This window comes from Arthrobacter sp. Y3221048, from assembly GCF_059092685.1.
Window position 1 is genome coordinate 134,253 of the sequence record NZ_JBNHHX010000006.1, and the last position, 16,541, is coordinate 150,793.

Annotated in this window: 14 protein-coding genes; 10 read left to right on the forward strand and 4 right to left on the reverse strand. The window is 66.6% G+C overall.

Translation table 11 applies throughout. The annotated features are described in order from the left end of the window. Nucleotides 1–5: 5 nt before the first annotated feature. Nucleotides 6–1,946: a M13 family metallopeptidase gene (locus tag AC5RVS_RS16490; protein ID WP_494108942.1), complete on the reverse strand. Its 1,941-nt coding sequence runs from the start codon at nucleotides 1,944–1,946 to the stop codon at nucleotides 6–8. 211 nt (nucleotides 1,947–2,157) lie between these two features. Here AC5RVS_RS16490 and leuA point away from each other — a divergent pair, with 211 nt between their 5' ends. The 3 genes from leuA to AC5RVS_RS16505 all read left to right on the forward strand — a co-directional run bounded on the left by leuA (nucleotide 2,158) and on the right by AC5RVS_RS16505 (nucleotide 5,525). Then, on the forward strand, nucleotides 2,158–3,909 hold the full coding sequence (gene leuA, locus AC5RVS_RS16495) for a 2-isopropylmalate synthase (RefSeq protein ID WP_494108943.1): 1,752 nt from the start codon (nucleotides 2,158–2,160) through the stop codon (nucleotides 3,907–3,909). A 66-nt stretch (nucleotides 3,910–3,975) separates the two neighbouring features. After that, complete coding sequence (gene recO / locus AC5RVS_RS16500; RefSeq protein ID WP_494108944.1) at nucleotides 3,976–4,728, forward strand: DNA repair protein RecO; 753 nt, start codon at nucleotides 3,976–3,978, stop codon at nucleotides 4,726–4,728. Further along, entirely contained in the window at nucleotides 4,725–5,525 is an 801-nt protein-coding gene (locus AC5RVS_RS16505; RefSeq protein WP_493987172.1) for an isoprenyl transferase, read from the forward strand. The genes recO and AC5RVS_RS16505 overlap by 4 nt, the downstream gene beginning before the upstream one ends. A 2-nt stretch (nucleotides 5,526–5,527) precedes the next feature. Here AC5RVS_RS16505 and AC5RVS_RS16510 read toward each other — a convergent pair whose 3' ends face one another. Further along, nucleotides 5,528–6,538, reverse strand: coding sequence for an alpha/beta hydrolase (locus AC5RVS_RS16510; RefSeq protein ID WP_493987532.1), 1,011 nt, complete (start codon nucleotides 6,536–6,538; stop codon nucleotides 5,528–5,530). Between the two features lie 99 nt (nucleotides 6,539–6,637). Between AC5RVS_RS16510 and AC5RVS_RS16515 the strand changes: the two genes are divergently transcribed. After that, nucleotides 6,638–7,705 (forward strand): quinone-dependent dihydroorotate dehydrogenase, encoded by a 1,068-nt coding sequence (locus AC5RVS_RS16515; RefSeq protein WP_493987173.1) that lies wholly within the window; start codon nucleotides 6,638–6,640, stop codon nucleotides 7,703–7,705. Nucleotides 7,706–7,814: 109 nt separating this feature from the next. Here AC5RVS_RS16515 and AC5RVS_RS16520 read toward each other — a convergent pair whose 3' ends face one another. Beyond that, nucleotides 7,815–8,399 (reverse strand): DUF3043 domain-containing protein, encoded by a 585-nt coding sequence (locus tag AC5RVS_RS16520; protein ID WP_493987174.1) that lies wholly within the window; start codon nucleotides 8,397–8,399, stop codon nucleotides 7,815–7,817. A 110-nt stretch (nucleotides 8,400–8,509) separates the two neighbouring features. On the opposite strand from AC5RVS_RS16520, the gene AC5RVS_RS16525 reads away from it, so the two are divergent. From AC5RVS_RS16525 to AC5RVS_RS16550, 6 genes are all read left to right on the forward strand, one after another. Beyond that, entirely contained in the window at nucleotides 8,510–9,889 is a 1,380-nt protein-coding gene (locus tag AC5RVS_RS16525; RefSeq protein WP_494108945.1) for a M20/M25/M40 family metallo-hydrolase, read from the forward strand. A 139-nt stretch (nucleotides 9,890–10,028) separates the two neighbouring features. Beyond that, nucleotides 10,029–10,415: a HesB/IscA family protein gene (locus tag AC5RVS_RS16530; protein ID WP_493978415.1), complete on the forward strand. Its 387-nt coding sequence runs from the start codon at nucleotides 10,029–10,031 to the stop codon at nucleotides 10,413–10,415. Between the two features lie 173 nt (nucleotides 10,416–10,588). Continuing rightward, on the forward strand, nucleotides 10,589–11,434 hold the full coding sequence (ctaC, locus tag AC5RVS_RS16535; protein WP_493987176.1) for an aa3-type cytochrome oxidase subunit II: 846 nt from the start codon (nucleotides 10,589–10,591) through the stop codon (nucleotides 11,432–11,434). Between the two features lie 17 nt (nucleotides 11,435–11,451). Next, nucleotides 11,452–13,179, forward strand: a complete 1,728-nt coding sequence (ctaD, locus tag AC5RVS_RS16540; RefSeq protein ID WP_493987177.1) for an aa3-type cytochrome oxidase subunit I — start codon at nucleotides 11,452–11,454, stop codon at nucleotides 13,177–13,179. A gap of 2 nt (nucleotides 13,180–13,181) precedes the next feature. Next, nucleotides 13,182–13,583 (forward strand): cytochrome c oxidase subunit 4, encoded by a 402-nt coding sequence (locus AC5RVS_RS16545; protein ID WP_493987178.1) that lies wholly within the window; start codon nucleotides 13,182–13,184, stop codon nucleotides 13,581–13,583. Nucleotides 13,584–13,724: 141 nt separating this feature from the next. Continuing rightward, nucleotides 13,725–14,510, forward strand: a complete 786-nt coding sequence (locus AC5RVS_RS16550) for a GntR family transcriptional regulator (RefSeq protein ID WP_493987179.1) — start codon at nucleotides 13,725–13,727, stop codon at nucleotides 14,508–14,510. Nucleotides 14,511–14,893: 383 nt separating this feature from the next. On the opposite strand, the gene qcrB is transcribed toward AC5RVS_RS16550, so the two are convergent. Next, complete coding sequence (qcrB, locus tag AC5RVS_RS16555) at nucleotides 14,894–16,540, reverse strand: cytochrome bc1 complex cytochrome b subunit (RefSeq protein WP_493987180.1); 1,647 nt, start codon at nucleotides 16,538–16,540, stop codon at nucleotides 14,894–14,896. Between the last annotated feature and the right edge of the window lies 1 nt (nucleotide 16,541).

The window sequence follows — 16,541 nt, forward strand, 5'->3', positions numbered from 1 at the left end:
GGCCGCTACCAGATCCTGACGCGCTCGGCCGGGGAAAGCCACAGCCCGTCGCCGGGAGCGGTACCGAACGCCTCGTGGAACGCGTCCAGGTTGCGCACCACCTGGTTGCAGCGGAATTCGTTCGGGGCATGCGGGTCGATAGCCAGCCGGCGCGCCGCCTCCTCGGAACGGATTTTCTGGCGCCAGCATTCGGCCCAAGAGTAGAAGAACCGCTGGCTGCCGCTCAGCCCGTCGACCACCGGGGCCTCCCGGCCCGCCAGGCTCAGCTGGTACGCACGGTACGCGATGGCCAGCCCGCCCAAGTCGCCGATGTTCTCGCCCAGGGTGAGTTCGCCGTTGACCGTGTTGCCGGGAGCCTCCGCGGGGCTGAGCGCGGCGTACTGGGCCACCAGTTGGCCGGTGAGCTGCTCGAAGGCGGCCCGGTCTTCGTCGGACCACCAGTTCCGCAGCGCACCGGTGCCGTCGTACTGCGATCCCTTGTCGTCGAAGCCGTGGCCGATCTCGTGGCCGATGACCGCCCCGATGGCGCCGTAGTTGGCCGCGGCGTCGGCGTCGGCGTCGAAGAAGGGCGGCTGCAGGATCGCTGCGGGGAAGACGATCTCGTTCATGGTCGGCATGTAGTAGGCGTTGACCGTCTGCGGCGTCATGTGCCATTCGGCCTCGTCGATGGGTCCGCCCAGCTTCGAGAGGTTCCGGCGGACCTCGAACTCGTTGGCGGCCAGGACGTTGGACCAGACATCGTCCCCGGGCACGAAGCTGGAGTAGTCGATCCACTTCTCCGGGTAGCCGATCTTGGTGCGGAACGCGGCCAGCTTCTCCAGGGCTTTCCCGATCGTGGCGCTGCTGAGCCAAGGCAGGGCCGAAATGCTCTCCCGGTAGGCGGCCAGCAGGTTGGCGACCAGTTCCTCCATCCGTTCCTTGTGCGCCGGCGGAAAGTGGCGCGCCACGTATTCCTGTCCGATGGCTTCCCCGAGGGCGCCCTCCACCAGGGCGACGCCGCGCTTCCACCGCTCCTTGAGTTCCGGGGTGCCGCTGAGGGTGCGGCCGTAGAAGCCGAAGTGGGTCTGGACCGCTTCGTCGTGAAGATAGGGCGCCGCCGTCGTCAGCACCTGGAGCCGCAGCCAGGCCTGCCAGGCCTCCAGCGGCTCGCTCTCCAGCAGGGCGTCCAGCGTGCTGAGGAACCCGGGCTGGCAGACCACCATCTCGGCCGCGCCGCCGGCTTCGGGACCCAGCGCGGCGAGCCATTCCGGCATCCAGTCCGCGATGGCTGCCACCTGCCCGGCGGTGCGCAGGTTGTAGGTCTGCTGCGGGTCGCGGCAGGAGACCTTGTCCAGGTGCCCGGCCGCCAGCTTGTGCTCCAGGTCCAGTGCGGCGTCCGCCTGCACCGGATCGAAGCCGGCCAGCCGCAGCATCTTCCCGGCGTATTCCCGGTAGGCCTCGCGGATGGGGCCGAAATCGTCTTCGCGGTAGTACGCCTCGTCCGGCAGGCCCAGCCCCGCCTGGTACAGGTAGATCAAGTAGCGGGTGGGGTCGCCGGCGTCGTTGTTAACGAAGAACGCGAGCGGATACGCGGCGCCGCTGCGGCTGAAGGCTCCGATGACCTCGCGCAGCCCGTCCCGGTCGGAGATCTTCGCGATCGCCGCGAACTGCTCCGCCAGCGGCGAGAAGCCCTTGGCCTCGGCCGCGTCGGTGTCCATGAAACCGGCGTAGAGTACGCCGATCTTTCCCGCCGGACTGGTGGGATCCGGGTGTGTGGCGGCGTCTTCGATGATGGCCCGAACGGATTCTTCGGAGGCGTCGCGCAGGGCGGTGAAGGAGCCTTCCAGCGCCCGGTCGTCGGGGATGGCGGTCTCCGCAAGCCACTTCCCGTTCACGTGCCGGAAGAGGTCGTCCTGCGGGCGGACGGCCGGGTCGACGTTGGACAAAACGATGCCGGAGCGGCTCATGGGCGCCTCATTTCATAGTTGCATTCATCTTTTCCCTCACATCCTACGCACCGTGCTAGTGTGAAATTGTGCGCGCAGGAATGCTCCTTCTTAGCTGCCGCGGCGAGGCCACGCGAACTTCTGTTTGACAGGCCGAACCCTCGCTGCGGAGTTTGTGTTGCCCGGCCAAAATTTTTCGATTAGCTCTCATGAGAAAAGGCCACACACCAAAATGCGAAACGCACAGAAGTCCTCCGGAATGCCCATCCATAAGTACATTCCCTTCCAGGACCAGATCGCCGTAGAACTGCCCGACCGCACCTGGCCGGACAAGGTGATGACGAAGGCCCCGCGCTGGTGCGCCGTGGACCTGCGCGACGGCAACCAGGCGCTGATCGATCCGATGAGCCCGGAACGCAAGCACAAGATGTTCGACCTGCTGGTGAAAATGGGCTACAAGGAGATCGAAGTCGGTTTCCCGTCCGCGTCGCAGACCGACTTCGACTTTGTCCGCCAGCTGATCGAGGGCGACCGGATCCCCGATGATGTGACGATCCAGGTTCTCACGCAGTCCCGCGAGCACCTGATCGAGCGCACCTACGAGTCCATCACCGGCGCCGGCCGCGCCATCGTGCACCTGTACAACTCCACCTCCGTGCTGCAGCGGCGGGTGGTGTTCCGCGAGGACCAGGACGGCATCGTGGACATCGCCCTGCAGGGCGCCCGCTTGTGCCGAAAGTACGAAGAGGGCCTGAAGGGCACCGAGATCACCTACGAATACTCGCCCGAGTCCTACACCGGCACGGAGCTGGAATTCGCCGCCCGCATCTGCAACGCCGTCACCGACGTCTTCGAGATCTCCGCGGACCGGAACGTCATCTTGAACCTGCCGGCCACGGTGGAGATGGCGACCCCGAATGTCTACGCCGATTCCATCGAGTGGATGTCGCGGAACCTGAACAACCGTGAGAACGTGATCCTCTCGCTGCACCCGCACAACGACCGCGGTACCGGGGTGGCAGCGGCGGAACTGGGCTACCTGGCCGGCGCCGACCGGATCGAGGGCTGCCTGTTCGGCAACGGGGAGCGGACCGGCAACGTGGACCTGGTGACGCTGGGGCTGAACCTGTTCAGCCAGGGTATCGATCCGATGATCGATTTCTCCAACATCGACGAAGTGCGCCGCACCGTCGAATACTGCAACCAGCTGCCGGTGCCCGAACGCTCGCCGTACGGCGGCGACCTGGTTTTCACCGCGTTCTCCGGCTCCCACCAGGACGCCATCAAGAAGGGCTTCGAGGCCATGGAGGCCGACGCGGCCGCCCAGGGCAAGACGGTGGACGACCTGGTCTGGGCGGTGCCCTACCTGCCGGTCGATCCCAAGGACCTGGGCCGCAGCTACGAAGCCGTCATCCGGGTGAACTCGCAGTCCGGCAAGGGCGGCGTGGCCTACCTGCTCAAGCATGAGCACAACCTGGACCTGCCGCGTCGCGCCCAGATCGAGTTCTCGGGCGTGATCCAGCGCCGCACGGACACCGTGGGCGGCGAGGTCAGCCCGGCGCAGCTGTGGGAAACCTTCAACGACGAGTACCTGCCGACCCCGGACAACCGGTGGGGCCACTACACCCTGGGATCGGTCAAGACCGACAGCGCCGACGACGGTTCCTTCCAACTGACGGCCACCATGGGCGTGGACGGCGTCCAGAGCCGCCGCACGGCCGAAGGCAACGGCCCCATCGCCGCGCTGCTGGAGATCTTCCGGCAGGACGGCGTGGATGTCCGGGTACTGGACTACACCGAGCACGCGCTCTCCGAGGGCGGCAACGCCCGGGCCGCGGCCTACGTCGAGTGCGCCGTGGGCGACCGGGTGCTGTGGGGCATAGGCATCGACACCAACACCACCATGGCCTCCCTGAAGGCCGTGGTGTCTGCGGTGAACCGCGCCATTCGCGACGAGGGCGCCAAGAACGCAGGTTCGCTCTAGGAAACCGTTCAGCGGGCTTCCCTGCCGTACGCGGAGGGAAGCCCGCTTTAGTGGGAGAATGGAACGGTGTCCAACAGATCCTTCGCCTCCCGCACGTACCGGGACCAGGGCGTCATCCTGCGGACCCACAAACTCGGCGAGGCCGACCGGATCATCACGCTGCTGACCAAACAGCACGGCCAGATCCGGGCGGTTGCCAAGGGCGTCCGCCGCACCAGCAGCAAGTTCGGCGCCGTGCTGGAACCCTTCATGGTCGCGGATCTGCAGCTGGTCTCCGGCCGGAGCCTGGACATCGTCACGCAGGCCCAGATGATCGGGCCGTACGGCCGGGACATCGCCGCCGACTACACCAAGTACACCTCCGCCGCCGCCATCTGCGAGACGGCGGAAAAACTCACCGACGTCGACGGCGAATCAGCAGGAGCGCAGTACGGGCTGGTCATCGGCGCGCTCTCGGCGCTCAGCCGCAGCGTGCACGCGCCCGAGCTGATCCTTGATTCCTACCTGCTGCGGGCCTTGGCGACGGCGGGCTGGGCCGCCAGCTTCGACGAGTGCGCCCGGTGCGGCGCGCAGGGCCCGCATACCGCCTTCGCGGCCCCGCTGGGCGGCGCGGTGTGCCACGACTGCCGTCCGCCCGGATCGGCCTCGCCCGCACCGGAGACGATGCAGTTGCTGGCGGCCCTGCTCTCGGGCGACTGGCCGGCAGCGGACGCCTCCGCCGCCGGTCCGCGCCGTGAGGCCGCCGGCCTGGTGGCCAGTTACCTGCAGTGGCACCTTGAACGAACCCTGAAATCCCTCAAGCACGTGGAGCGAGTGTGACCCCTAATTCCCGGCAACCGCAGCAGCCATGGCCGCACCCCTCCGGCGCCAGACCGCCCGCCCTTCCGCCGGCGCTGGTCCCGGAACACGTGGCCATCGTGATGGATGGCAACGGCCGCTGGGCGAACCAGCGCGGGCTGCCGCGCACCGAGGGGCACCGTGCCGGGGAAGCGGCGCTGCTGGACGTGATGGCCGGTGCGATCGAAATCGGCGTCAAACACGTGAGCGTGTACGCCTTTTCCACCGAGAACTGGAAGCGGTCCCCGGAAGAGGTCCGCTTCCTGATGGGCTTCAGCCGGGATGTGCTGCGCCGCCAGCGCGACCAGCTGGACGAATGGGGCGTGCGCATCCGTTGGTCCGGCCGCCGGCCCCGGCTGTGGAAGTCGGTGGTCAACGAACTGGAGGTCGCCGAGCGCCAGACGGCCGGCAACGCCACCTGCACGCTGACCATGTGCGTGAACTACGGGGGGAGGGCGGAAATTGCCGACGCCGCCGCCGCCATCGCCGCCGACGTCGCCGCCGGCCGGCTGCGGGCGTCGTCGGTCTCGGAGAAGACCGTGCAGCGCTACCTTGACGAGCCGGACCTGCCCGACGTCGACCTGTTCCTGCGCACGTCGGGGGAGCAGCGCTTCTCCAACTTCATGCTCTGGCAGTCCGCGTACGCGGAGATGGTGTTCATGGATACCCTCTGGCCGGACGTGGACCGCCGCACGCTCTGGGAAGCCATCGACATCTATGCCCGCCGCGACCGGCGGTACGGGGGCGCGGTGGACGCCGCCGCGGTCGGCGGGGCCTAGCCCTAAGGTTGCTGAGTGCCCGTGAGGTCCTCGGTCCGGTCGTCCTGCAACACGTACGCCTGGGCCCAGCGCTGCAGCCGGGCGTAGGCGTCCCGGCGCACGTCTGCCCGGGACAGGAACACATCGTGCAGGGCGTCCTGCACCTGCTCGATGGACACGCTGTATCCCAGCCGGACCGCCCGCTCGGTCATGGTGCGGATGTCCAGCACCACGTCCGTGCTCCTCATGTCCTCGTGCCAGACCGAGCCGTTCATACTGCGCGTCGAAGACATCACCAGTACCGGGATCTCGAGCTTGAGGCCCTTGGCGACCTTCGACTGTCCGTCCCAGATGGCGCTGAGCCACCCGGCGCGCACGGGGAAGGACTCCGGCGGCCGCAGCTTCGGGTCCAGGTCCCATTCGCCGTCGGCGGTGCTGCTGATGCTGCGGTAGTAAAAGCCGCGGACCGGCAACTTGATCTCGGTTTCCGGCTTCAGCCGGGACAACGGCTCCAGCACCGCGCCCGCGGCGCGGCGGACCAGGGAGCTGCCGTGCATTTCCAGCCAGGGACTGTTCAGGACCAGGGCGCGCAGCTCGCCCGGATGTTCCGCCGCCCACAGGGACGCCACCAGTCCGCCGGTGGAGTGTCCCATCAGCGTGACCTTCGTTTCCTCCTGCCCCCGTTCCTCACGGATCAGGTCCAGCGCCAGCGAAATCTCGTCCTCGTACTGGCGCAGGTCGGTCACAAAGCCGGCCGGGTCGCCCTTTTGCAGGCTGCGTCCGTGGTGGTGCAAGTCCAGCGCAAAGAACGCCACACCCTGGCGGTGCCAGAACTCCGCCAGTTCCGTATTGAAGAAATAGTCGCTCCAACCGTGCACGTACAGGACGGCGTGCCCGCCGGGGGAGCGCTGCGGGGAGTGGGGCAGGTAGCGGATCAGCGTCGCCCGCTGCTCCCGCCCGCCGGGGGCCGGCACCTGCAGGACCGTGGACTCGAACTCCGGACCGAGTATGTCTTCCTGCCAGTCGGCTGCCATCGCCACGGTGGTCCTTCCTCTCTGTCCGGTCGCTGCCCCCATGTTATCGCCGGGTGGACACGGTTTGGTGCGGCGGCCTCCGCACGGAAAACTAGGACCATGCGCCTCTACCCAGCCTTCTTCCGCGCCGCGTTCTCCTGGATGGACGCCGAGCGTGCACACCGAATCGGTTTCCAGCTCATCCGCGCCGCGCACAGGTGTGGGGCCGGGGCAGTGCTGCGCCGCGTCACCCGCCCGGATCCGTCGCTGGCGACCGAGGCACTCGGCCTGACCTTTCCCTCACCGTTCGGCCTGGCAGCCGGCTTCGACAAGGAAGGTCACGGCATCGAAGCGCTGGCCGACCTGGGCTTCGGCGCGGTGGAGGTCGGCACCATCACCGGGAGCGCGCAGCCGGGCAACGCGCAGCCCCGGCTGTTCCGGCTGATCGAGGACCGCGCCGTGATCAACCGGATGGGCTTCAATAACGACGGCGCAGCGGCCGTCGCGCCCCGGATCGCCGCGGCCCGGCGCGGCCTCGCCGCCAAATACGGCACGCTCCGGCCCGTCATCGGCGTCAACATCGGCAAGACCAAGGTGGTGGAACTGGACGACGCCACCGAGGACTACCTGAAGAGCACCCGGCTGTTGGCCCGGTCCGCGGACTACCTCGTGGTCAACGTGTCGTCGCCGAACACGCCCGGGCTGCGGCTGCTGCAGAACGTGGACACGCTGCGTCCGCTGCTGCAGGCAGTGGGGGAGACCGCCGATTCCGTGGCCGGCCGCCACGTCCCGTTGCTGGTGAAGATCGCCCCGGACCTCAGCGACGAGGACATCGACGACGTCGCCCGGCTGGCGCTGGAACTGAACCTGGACGGCATCATCGCCACCAACACGACGGTTTCCCGCGACGGCCTGGTCTCGGACGAAACCAAGATCGCGGCCTGCGGTGAAGGCGGCCTCTCCGGTGCCCCGTTGAAGGAGCGCTCCCTCGACGTGCTGCGCCGGTTGCGCAACGCCGTCGGGGACGACCTGGCGCTGGTATCCGTCGGCGGTGTCGAGACGGCCGACGAGGTGCAGCGGCGGCTGGACGCCGGCGCCACCCTGGTGCAGGGCTACACGGCCTTCCTCTACGAGGGACCCTTTTGGGCCGGCCGCATCAACCGCGACCTGGCCAAGCGCCGGCGCTGAACCGCCCGGCCCGGGCGCCGTGCGCGGCCCCGGCCGGGGCCGGCGGGCATGCAAAAGGGCCGGGAGCCGCGTTGCTCCCGACCCTTCGGACGCTCCCGTCCCGGCGGAATCAGCCGGGGTATTCGCCGCGCTTGACCTGCGGCTTCGGCAGGCGCATCCGGCGCAGCTGCAGCCCGCGCATGACGCCGTACCAGACTGCCCCGCGCTCCACGTCGCCAAACTTGGCGGCCAGGCGCTTCTTGAGCTGCCGGCCGAGGATGAAGGCGTCGATGGCCACCAGCGCCAGCAGCACCCAAAAGCCGACCAGGATGAAGGCCTGGACGTTGAGGTCGCGGACAAAGCTGAGGAGCACGAAGATGAGGGCGAAGACGATCAGGAATTCGCCCAGCACCCAGCGGGCGTCCACGAAGTCGCGGACGAATCTCTTCTGTGGGCCCTTGTCGCGCAGCGGCAGATAGCGCTCGTCGCCGGTGTTCATGGCCTCGCGCATCTTCAGCCGCTGATCCGCCATGGCGGTGCGGTTGGCCTCTTTGGCGGCCTTGCGGTCGTTCGGGACCAGGGGGCGCTTGCGCGCGGCTTCCTGGTCCTTTCGCCGGGGCGTGGGCGAGCCTTTGCCGTTCCGCGGCTGCTGGGCGTCGTTGGCCTGGTCGATGATTTCCTGGGGCGTGGGAGCCTCTTTTTTACGTCCGAACACCAGTCAAGAATACCGGACGGCGTGCGGCCATTGTCCCCGTTTGGACCCGCGCCGCGGGGGCAGCCATTGCGGCATCGTCGCGGCGGAGCCCGGGCGATAGGGTGTCGACTATGACCAATGTGAACGTAGACGAACTTGCGGCCGCGGTAGACGTCGGCATGGGGCGCACCATCTCCTCGTTGGAACAGCTGGTTGCCATTCCGGGGATCGCCTGGCCGGCCTTTGATCCGGATGACCTGGCGCGCAGCGCGGACGCCGTGGCCGGCATGGTCCGGGAGCTGGGCCTGGAGGACGTGCAGATCCTCAGCGTGGCAAACGGCGAGGCCAACGGGGGCCCCGCGGTCGTGGCCCGCCGCCCGGCCGCCGCCGGCAAGCCGACCGTCCTGCTGTATGCCCACCACGACGTGCAGCCGCCGGGAGACCCGGCGCTCTGGCGGACGGAACCGTTCAAGGCCACGGAGATCGACGGCCGCCTCTATGGACGCGGAACTGCGGACGACAAGGCCGGGATCATGGTCCATCTGGCCTCGTTGCGGGCGTTGCTGGAGGTCGTCGGTGACGATTTCGGGGTCGGCATCACGTTGTTCATCGAGGGGGAGGAGGAGGCCGGTTCGCCCAGCTTCCGCCCGTTCCTTGAAACACACCGCGAACTGCTGCGGGCAGACGCCATCATCGTTGCCGACTCCAGCAACTGGAAGGTCGGGATCCCGGCCCTGACCACGAGCCTGCGGGGCCTGGTGGACGGCACCGTGGAGCTGCGCGTGCTGGAACACGCCGTCCATTCGGGCATGTTCGGCGGGCCGCTGCTGGATGCCCCCACGCTGCTTTCCCGGCTGATCGCCACCTTCCATGACGACGACGGGTCCGTCGCCATCAAGGGCCTCGTTTCGGCTCCGGCCGCCGCAGTGGACTATCCGGAAGCGGACTTCCGCCGCGATTCGTCGGTGCTCGAGTCCGTGCAGCTTGCCGGCACCGGCAGCATTGCCGACCGGCTCTGGAACAAGCCGGCCCTATCGGTGATCGGCTTCGACGCTCCCAGCGTTGAACTCGCGTCCAACACCTTGATCCCCGCCGCCCGCGCGAAGATCAGCCTGCGGCTGGCGCCGGGACAGGACCCGGACCAGGCGATGGAAGCGGTGGCCGCGCACGTGGCCGCCCACGCGCCCTTCGGCGCCGCCGCCACCTTCGTGCCGGGCGAACGCGGCCACGCGTTCGCCACCGACACCTCCGCGCCGGCGGCCCAGGCGGCGTTGTGGGCACTGGAACAGGCCTGGGGCACGCGCCCGGTGGAGGCGGGCATGGGCGGGTCCATCCCGTTCATCGCCGACCTCACGGAGATCTATCCGGAGGCCCAGATCCTGATCACCGGCGTCGAAGACCCAGACTCGCGGGCACATTCGGCCAATGAGTCGCTGCATCTGGGGGACTTCCGCAACGCGGTCCTGGCCCAGGCCCTGCTGCTGGCACGGCTGAACACCGAGGGACTCTGAGGCTTGTTCGGGGCTATGCCGAGGCGGGGGAGAGTTATCCCATTTCGGCTGACCAGACGTACGATGGATGGGAAGCCCGACGCACCACTGAGTAATAGCAGCAGGTCACCGGACGGCCCGAAATAGATAAGGAAGTGCAATGAGCGCAACGACCAACTCGTCCGCCCCCACCACGGCACCCGAAGCGGCAGAACTGCCCACGCATGAAGTGGCCTTGACCGACGTCGCCGCCGGAAAGGTCCGCAGCCTCCTGGAACAGGAAGGCCGCACGGATCTGCGCCTGCGCGTTGCCGTACAGCCGGGCGGATGCTCCGGCCTGATCTACCAGCTGTACTTTGACGAGCGGATGCTCGACGGGGACGCTGTCCGTGATTTCGACGGGGTCGAGGTCGTCGTCGACAAGATGAGCGTTCCTTACCTCTCGGGCGCCTCGATCGACTTCGAGGACACGATTTCCAAGCAGGGCTTCACCATCGACAACCCGAATGCCGGTGGCTCCTGCGCCTGTGGAGACTCCTTCCACTAAGGGCCTGCAGGGCGCTCTCCGGCCGCCGGAACGGCCGACGCACGGGGGAGCCTGTCACATGAAAGTCATGTGTGCGGGTAAGCTCTACAGTGAGTAGTAAAACTGGATATGCGGCCAGGCTCAGCTCTGCCATGGCCGCATCACTTGCACGAAACAAAGAGGAAGGGCCGTCTGTGAGTTCGCAGGTTCGAACCGGCAGTCGACGCGCCAGAATCGCCAAGGCTACAGGTCTGGGTGCACTCGGTGCGTTGTTGTTGACGGGATGTTCAGAAGAAGTCCGTTTGGGTTGGTTGCCCACCGAGCGGGACGTTACCAACCACACGCCCGAAATCATTGATTTGTGGGTTAACGGATGGATCGCCGCGCTGGCCGTCGGTGTCCTGACCTGGGGCTTGATCCTCTGGTGCATCATCGCCTACCGCCGCCGCAAGGGGGAGACGGGCTACCCGCGCCAGCTGAGCTACAACCTGCCGCTGGAGATCTTCTACACGGCGATTCCGGTCGTCATGGTCATGGTCTTCTTCTACTTCACGGACAAGACCACCTCCAACATCACCGAGCGCGTGGACAACCCCGACGTCGTCGTCGACGTGCGCGGCAAGCAGTGGGCCTGGGACTTCAACTACGTCAAGCAGGACAAGTACTTTGCCGGCGTGCAGGCCCACCTGACCGGCGAGACCGGCGTCCCGGAGACGCTGCCTACGCTGTACCTGCCGGTCAACCAGAGCGTGGAGCTGCAGATCAACTCCCGCGACGTCATCCACTCGTTCTGGGTCCCCGCCTTCCTGCAGAAGGTGGACATGATCCCGGGCAAGACCAACTTCCTGAACTTCACCCCCACCCGTGAGGGCATCTACGACGGCAAGTGCGCCGAGCTTTGTGGCGAGTACCACTCCGAAATGCTCTTCCGTGTCGCGGTGGTCTCCGAGGCTGAATTCGACGCTCAGATGGCGCGGCTCAAGGACGGCCAGCTCGGCGAAGAGTACGACCGCAACCCCTACGCTGAAGCGTCTGAGTAAAGGAGCGAGGGCCACAAGTGTCAACGTACGAATACACAGCTGACGACCGGGCTACCACGGTAGCTCCGCGCGTCGTGCCGGTATCCAAGGGGCGCATCGTCGTCAACTGGATCACCTCCACGGACCACAAGACCATCGGGTACATGTACCTGATCACGTCGTTCATCTTCTTCTGCCTCGGCGGCGTGATGGCCCTGGTCATCCGCGCCGAACTGTTCGAGCCCGGTATGCAGATCCTGCAGACCAAGGAACAGTACAACCAGCTGTTCACCATGCACGGCACGGTCATGCTGCTGATGTTCGCCACGCCGCTGTTCGCCGGCTTCGCAAACGTCATCATGCCGCTGCAGATCGGCGCACCCGACGTTGCGTTCCCGCGCCTGAATGCGCTGGCTTTCTGGTTCTTCCTGTTCGGCAGCATGATTGCCGTGGCCGGGTTCATCACGCCGCAGGGCGCAGCGTCCTTCGGCTGGTTCGCCTATGCGCCGTTGTCCAACACCACCTTCTCCCCGGGAGTGGGCGGGGACTTGTGGGTCTTTGGCCTGGCGCTGTCCGGCTTCGGCACCATCCTCGGTTCGGTCAACTTCATCACCACGATCATCACCATGCGCGCTCCCGGCCTGACGATGTGGCGGATGCCGATCTTCACCTGGAACACGCTGGTCACCGCCATCCTCGTCATGATGGCCTTCCCGCCCCTGGCCGCGGCGCTGTTCGCTCTGGGTGCCGACCGGCGCTTCGGTGCGCACATCTTCAACCCGGAGAACGGCGGCGCCATCCTCTGGCAGCACCTGTTCTGGTTCTTCGGCCATCCCGAGGTCTACATCATCGCCCTGCCGTTCTTCGGCATCGTTTCCGAGATCTTCCCGGTGTTCAGCCGCAAGCCGATCTTCGGATACAAGGGCCTGGTCTACGCCACCATCGCCATCGCCGCGCTGTCCGTGACGGTCTGGGCCCACCACATGTACGTCACCGGCTCCGTGCTGCTGCCGTTCTTCGCCTTCATGACGATGCTCATCGCGGTGCCCACCGGCGTGAAGTTCTTCAACTGGATCGGCACCATGTGGCGCGGATCGATCACCTTCGAGACGCCAATGCTGTGGAGCCTGGGCTTCCTGGCCACCTTCCTGTTCGGCGGCCTGACCGGCATCATCCTGGCTTCGCCCCCGCTGGACTTCCACGTCTCCGACACCTACTTCGTGGTGGCGCACTTCCACTACGTGGTCTTCGGTACCGTCGTGTTCGCGATGTTCGCGGGCTTCTACTTCTGGTGGCCCAAGTGGACCGGCAAGATGCTCAACGAGCGCCTCGGTAAGATCCATTTCTGGATGCTGTTCCTGGGCTTCCACGGGACCTTCCTCATCCAGCACTGGCTCGGCGTCGAGGGCATGCCCCGCCGCTACGCGGACTACATGCCGGAAGACGGGTTCACTGCGATGAACCAGTTCTCCACCGTTGCATCCTTTGTGCTCGGCGCCTCGATGATCCCGTTCTTCTGGAACGTGTACATCACCTGGCGCAACGGCAAGAAGGTGGAGGTAGACGACCCCTGGGGCTTCGGTGGTTCGCTTGAGTGGGCGACCTCCTGCCCGCCGCCGCGGCACAACTTCACCTCGCTGCCCCGCATCCGGTCGGAGCGTCCTGCGCTGGACCTGCACCACCCGGAGCTGGCACCGCGGCACACCCCGACGACTCCGGCGCCGGTGGCCCAGTTGGCCGGTCCCGCTGACCAGAAGGACGCATAACTGTGAAGATTGAAGCCTGGCTATTCATTGCGCTTGCGCCGTTCTTCGCCCTCGTTGCCACCGTCTACGGGTTCATGGGCAACTGGGAAGAGCCCGTCGGTTGGCTGGCACTGTATCTGACGGCCGGACTGTCCGTGATGATCGGCGGTTACCTCTGGTTCACGGCGCGGCGCATCGGTGCCCGTCCTGAGGACCGGGTCGACGCGGAAATCCATGAGGGTGCCGGCGAGCAGGGCATGTTCAGCCCGTGGAGCTGGTGGCCGATCGTGCTGGGCCTCGGTGCCGCCACCGGCTTCATGGGCCTGGCGGTTGGCTGGTGGATCGTCTACATCGCAGCCGGCCTCACCACGGTGGCCATCATCGGATGGGTCTACGAATACAGCCGCGGAGACCACGCGCACTAATTCCCGCAGCTGCAAGCGAAAAGGGTCCGGAACCGCAATGGTTCCGGACCCTTTCCGTGTCCCCGCGCACCGGCCGTGGGCGGGCTCGCTGGTCTAGACCGCTAGAATGGGAGGAATTCAACCGGCTGAGCAGGAGGCCGCATGTCCGTGAACGCCGCCGCGATCGAGGGTGAGCTCGACGGCTCCTCCCGCACCGCGAAACACGTCCAGCTCAGGGACATATTGCGGAGGCATGCCCAGGAGCGCTGCGAACCCGGAGCGGCTTTTCCCTCGGAGAGGGAACTGACAGAACGCTTCGGGGTGGCGAGGATGACCGTGCGCCAGGCGATCGACTCACTCGTCGCCGAGCAGGTGCTCGAACGCATTGTCGGTCTGGGAACGTTTGTGCGGCAGCCCAAGCTGGACCTGCAGGTCAAGCTCACCTCCTACAGCGAAGAGATGCAACGCCGCGGCATGGTTCCCGATGCCCGTGTCCTCAGCTTCGAGCAGATCGGCGCGACTCCGCTGGTGGCCCGCGAGCTGCAGATCGAGGAGGGCCAGCCGGTCGTGCGCTTCCGCCGCCTGCTGCTGGCGGACGCCGAACCGATGAGCGTGGACGAGAACTTCATCCCGGCGCAGCGGGTGCCGGGGATCCTCGACGAGGGACCGCCGTCGTCGCTGTACAACGTCCTGAGCGAACGCTACGGACTGATCATGGAGTGGGGAGAGGACACCATCGAGGCAACCGCTGCCCAGCCCTCGATCGCGCGGCTCCTGAGTGTGGACATTGGATCGCCGCTGCTGAAGATCCAGCGGCATGCCTACGTCTCCAAGACCATGGTTGACTTCTCGATCTCTTATTACCGCGCGGACCGCTACAAGCTGTGGGTCCCCCTGCAGCGGCCCGGGGGACGCGTCCCGCGTTCCTACAACGTCAAGCGTTTTTAGGGGCGCCACGGCGCCGCTGCAGGCTGTCTGGCCGCTATGGTACCGCCGGCCGAGGACGCCGGCAGTTGGGCAATGCAGGTCTGCGGCCGCAAGACTCGCCTGTGGCCGGCCGCACTAGCCCGCCCGCGCACCCTGCCCGCCCGTGCCGCACCTGCCCCAGTGACCGGCCGAAGCAGCGTCGGACATCACCCGTGGCCCGCGGTACCCGGCTGCAACACCGGTCAGCATGTTGAACCCCCTGCGCAACCGGGGGAGCGCGCCAGCGGCGCGGCGGCGCGGCCGCCCGTCGCCGTGGCTCAGCCCGGGCAGGGGCTAACGGGCGGGTGCAGGCAAAAGAATGGCCCCGGACCAGGTCCGGGGCCATTCTTTTTGCAGTCGTTGCCTTAGCGGGCGCTGACTTCCGCCTTCTCGGCAGGTGCCTCAACCTCAGCGTGGTGGCTGTGCGCAGCCTCCAGCTCGGCCGGGGTAACCGGTGCCACACGGTCTTCGAAGAAGAACCGCGACAGGGCGCCACGCAGTTTCTCGGAGCGCTTGATGTGCCCGGCCCGGTTCGGCTGCGCCGGGATCACTTCGGGCGACTCGTAGCTGACCAGCCGGTACTGCTTGTACTCGTTCAGCGGCTCGTGGACCTCGATGAACTCTCCATGCGGCAGGCGGACAATGCGTCCGGTCTCCCGGCCATGGAGGGCGATCTCGCGGTCCTTGCGCTGCAGCGCCAGGCAAATGCGGCGCGTGACGATGAAGCCGAGGATCGGGCCCAGGAAGAACAGCGCGCGCAGCCAGTACGTCACGTCGTTGAGCGACACGTGGAAGTGCGTGGCGATCAAGTCGGAGCTGGCAGCTGCCCACATCACCGAGTAGAAGACGATGCCGGCGACGCCGGTGGCGGTGCGGAACGGAACGTTGCGCGGGCGGTCCAGGATGTGGTGCTCGCGGGTGTCCTTGGTGATCCAGCTCTCGATCCACGGCCATGCGAACATCACCGTGAACAGCAGGGCCGCCGGGCCGAGGGCCGGGAGGAGCACGTTGAGCGAAATGGTCCGGCCGAAGATCACGAACTCGCCGACACCGGGCATCAGGCGCAGCGCGCCGTCCACCCAGCCGATGTACCAGTCAGGCTGGGTACCGGCCGAGACGGGGGAGGGGTCGTAGGGCCCGTAGTCCCAGATCGCCAGGATCTGGAAGTTCGCCGCAATGACGGCCAGGATTCCGAAGACAACGAAGAAGAAGCCGCCTGCCTTGGCCGCATAGACCGGGCCGATCGGGAAGCCGACGACGTTGGTCTCGGAACGGCCGGGGCCGGGGTACTGGGTGTGCTTGTGCACGACAACCATGAACAGGTGGATGGCGATCATCAGGAGGATCAAGGCCGGGACCAGCAGGATGTGAAGCACGTACAGGCGACCCACGATGTCCGTACCGGGGAACTCGCCGCCAAAGAGCAGCAGCGAAATGTAGGTACCGACCAGCGGGATTGCCTTGATCACGCCGTCGATGATGCGCAGGCCGTTGCCGGAAAGCAGGTCGTCCGGCAGGGAGTAGCCGGTGAAGCCGGCAGCCAGGGCCAGGATCAACAGGACACAGCCGACAACCCAGTTCAGCTCACGCGGGCGGCGGAACGCACCGGTGAAGAACACCCGAAGCATGTGGAACGAAACCGAGGCAACGAACAGCAGCGCAGACCAGTGGTGCAGCTGGCGCATGAACAGGCCGCCGCGGATCTCGAACGAGATCTCCAGGGTGGACTGGTAGGCGACGGACATTTCGACGCCCTTGAGCGGCACATACGGTCCGGCGTAGTGCGTATGAGCCATCGAAGGATCGAAGAAGAACGTCAGGAACGTTCCGGTGAGCAGCAGGATGACGAAGGAGTACAGCGCCACTTCGCCGAACATGAAGGACCAGTGGTCCGGGAAGATCTTCCGGCCGAATTCCTTGACGATCCCTGAACCGCCGACGCGGGTGTCGACGAAGTTGGTGATCCGTCCGGCCCGCGTCTTGGGTACGTAGGTATCAGTTGAAGCGCTCATG

Excerpts from the sequence above, each read along its gene's own strand:
- AC5RVS_RS16525 (WP_494108945.1), top strand. The coding sequence starts at position 8,510 with ATGACCAATGTGAACGTAGACGAACTTGCGGCCGCGGTAGACGTCGGC.
- AC5RVS_RS16530 (WP_493978415.1), top strand. The coding sequence starts at position 10,029 with ATGAGCGCAACGACCAACTCGTCCGCCCCCACCACGGCACCCGAAGCG.
- leuA (WP_494108943.1), top strand. The coding sequence starts at position 2,158 with ATGCGAAACGCACAGAAGTCCTCCGGAATGCCCATCCATAAGTACATT.
- AC5RVS_RS16490 (WP_494108942.1), bottom strand. The coding sequence starts at position 1,946 with ATGAGCCGCTCCGGCATCGTTTTGTCCAACGTCGACCCGGCCGTCCGC.
- qcrB (WP_493987180.1), bottom strand. The coding sequence starts at position 16,540 with ATGAGCGCTTCAACTGATACCTACGTACCCAAGACGCGGGCCGGACGG.
- AC5RVS_RS16515 (WP_493987173.1), top strand. The coding sequence starts at position 6,638 with ATGCGCCTCTACCCAGCCTTCTTCCGCGCCGCGTTCTCCTGGATGGAC.
- AC5RVS_RS16510 (WP_493987532.1), bottom strand. The coding sequence starts at position 6,538 with ATGGCAGCCGACTGGCAGGAAGACATACTCGGTCCGGAGTTCGAGTCC.
- AC5RVS_RS16550 (WP_493987179.1), top strand. The coding sequence starts at position 13,725 with ATGTCCGTGAACGCCGCCGCGATCGAGGGTGAGCTCGACGGCTCCTCC.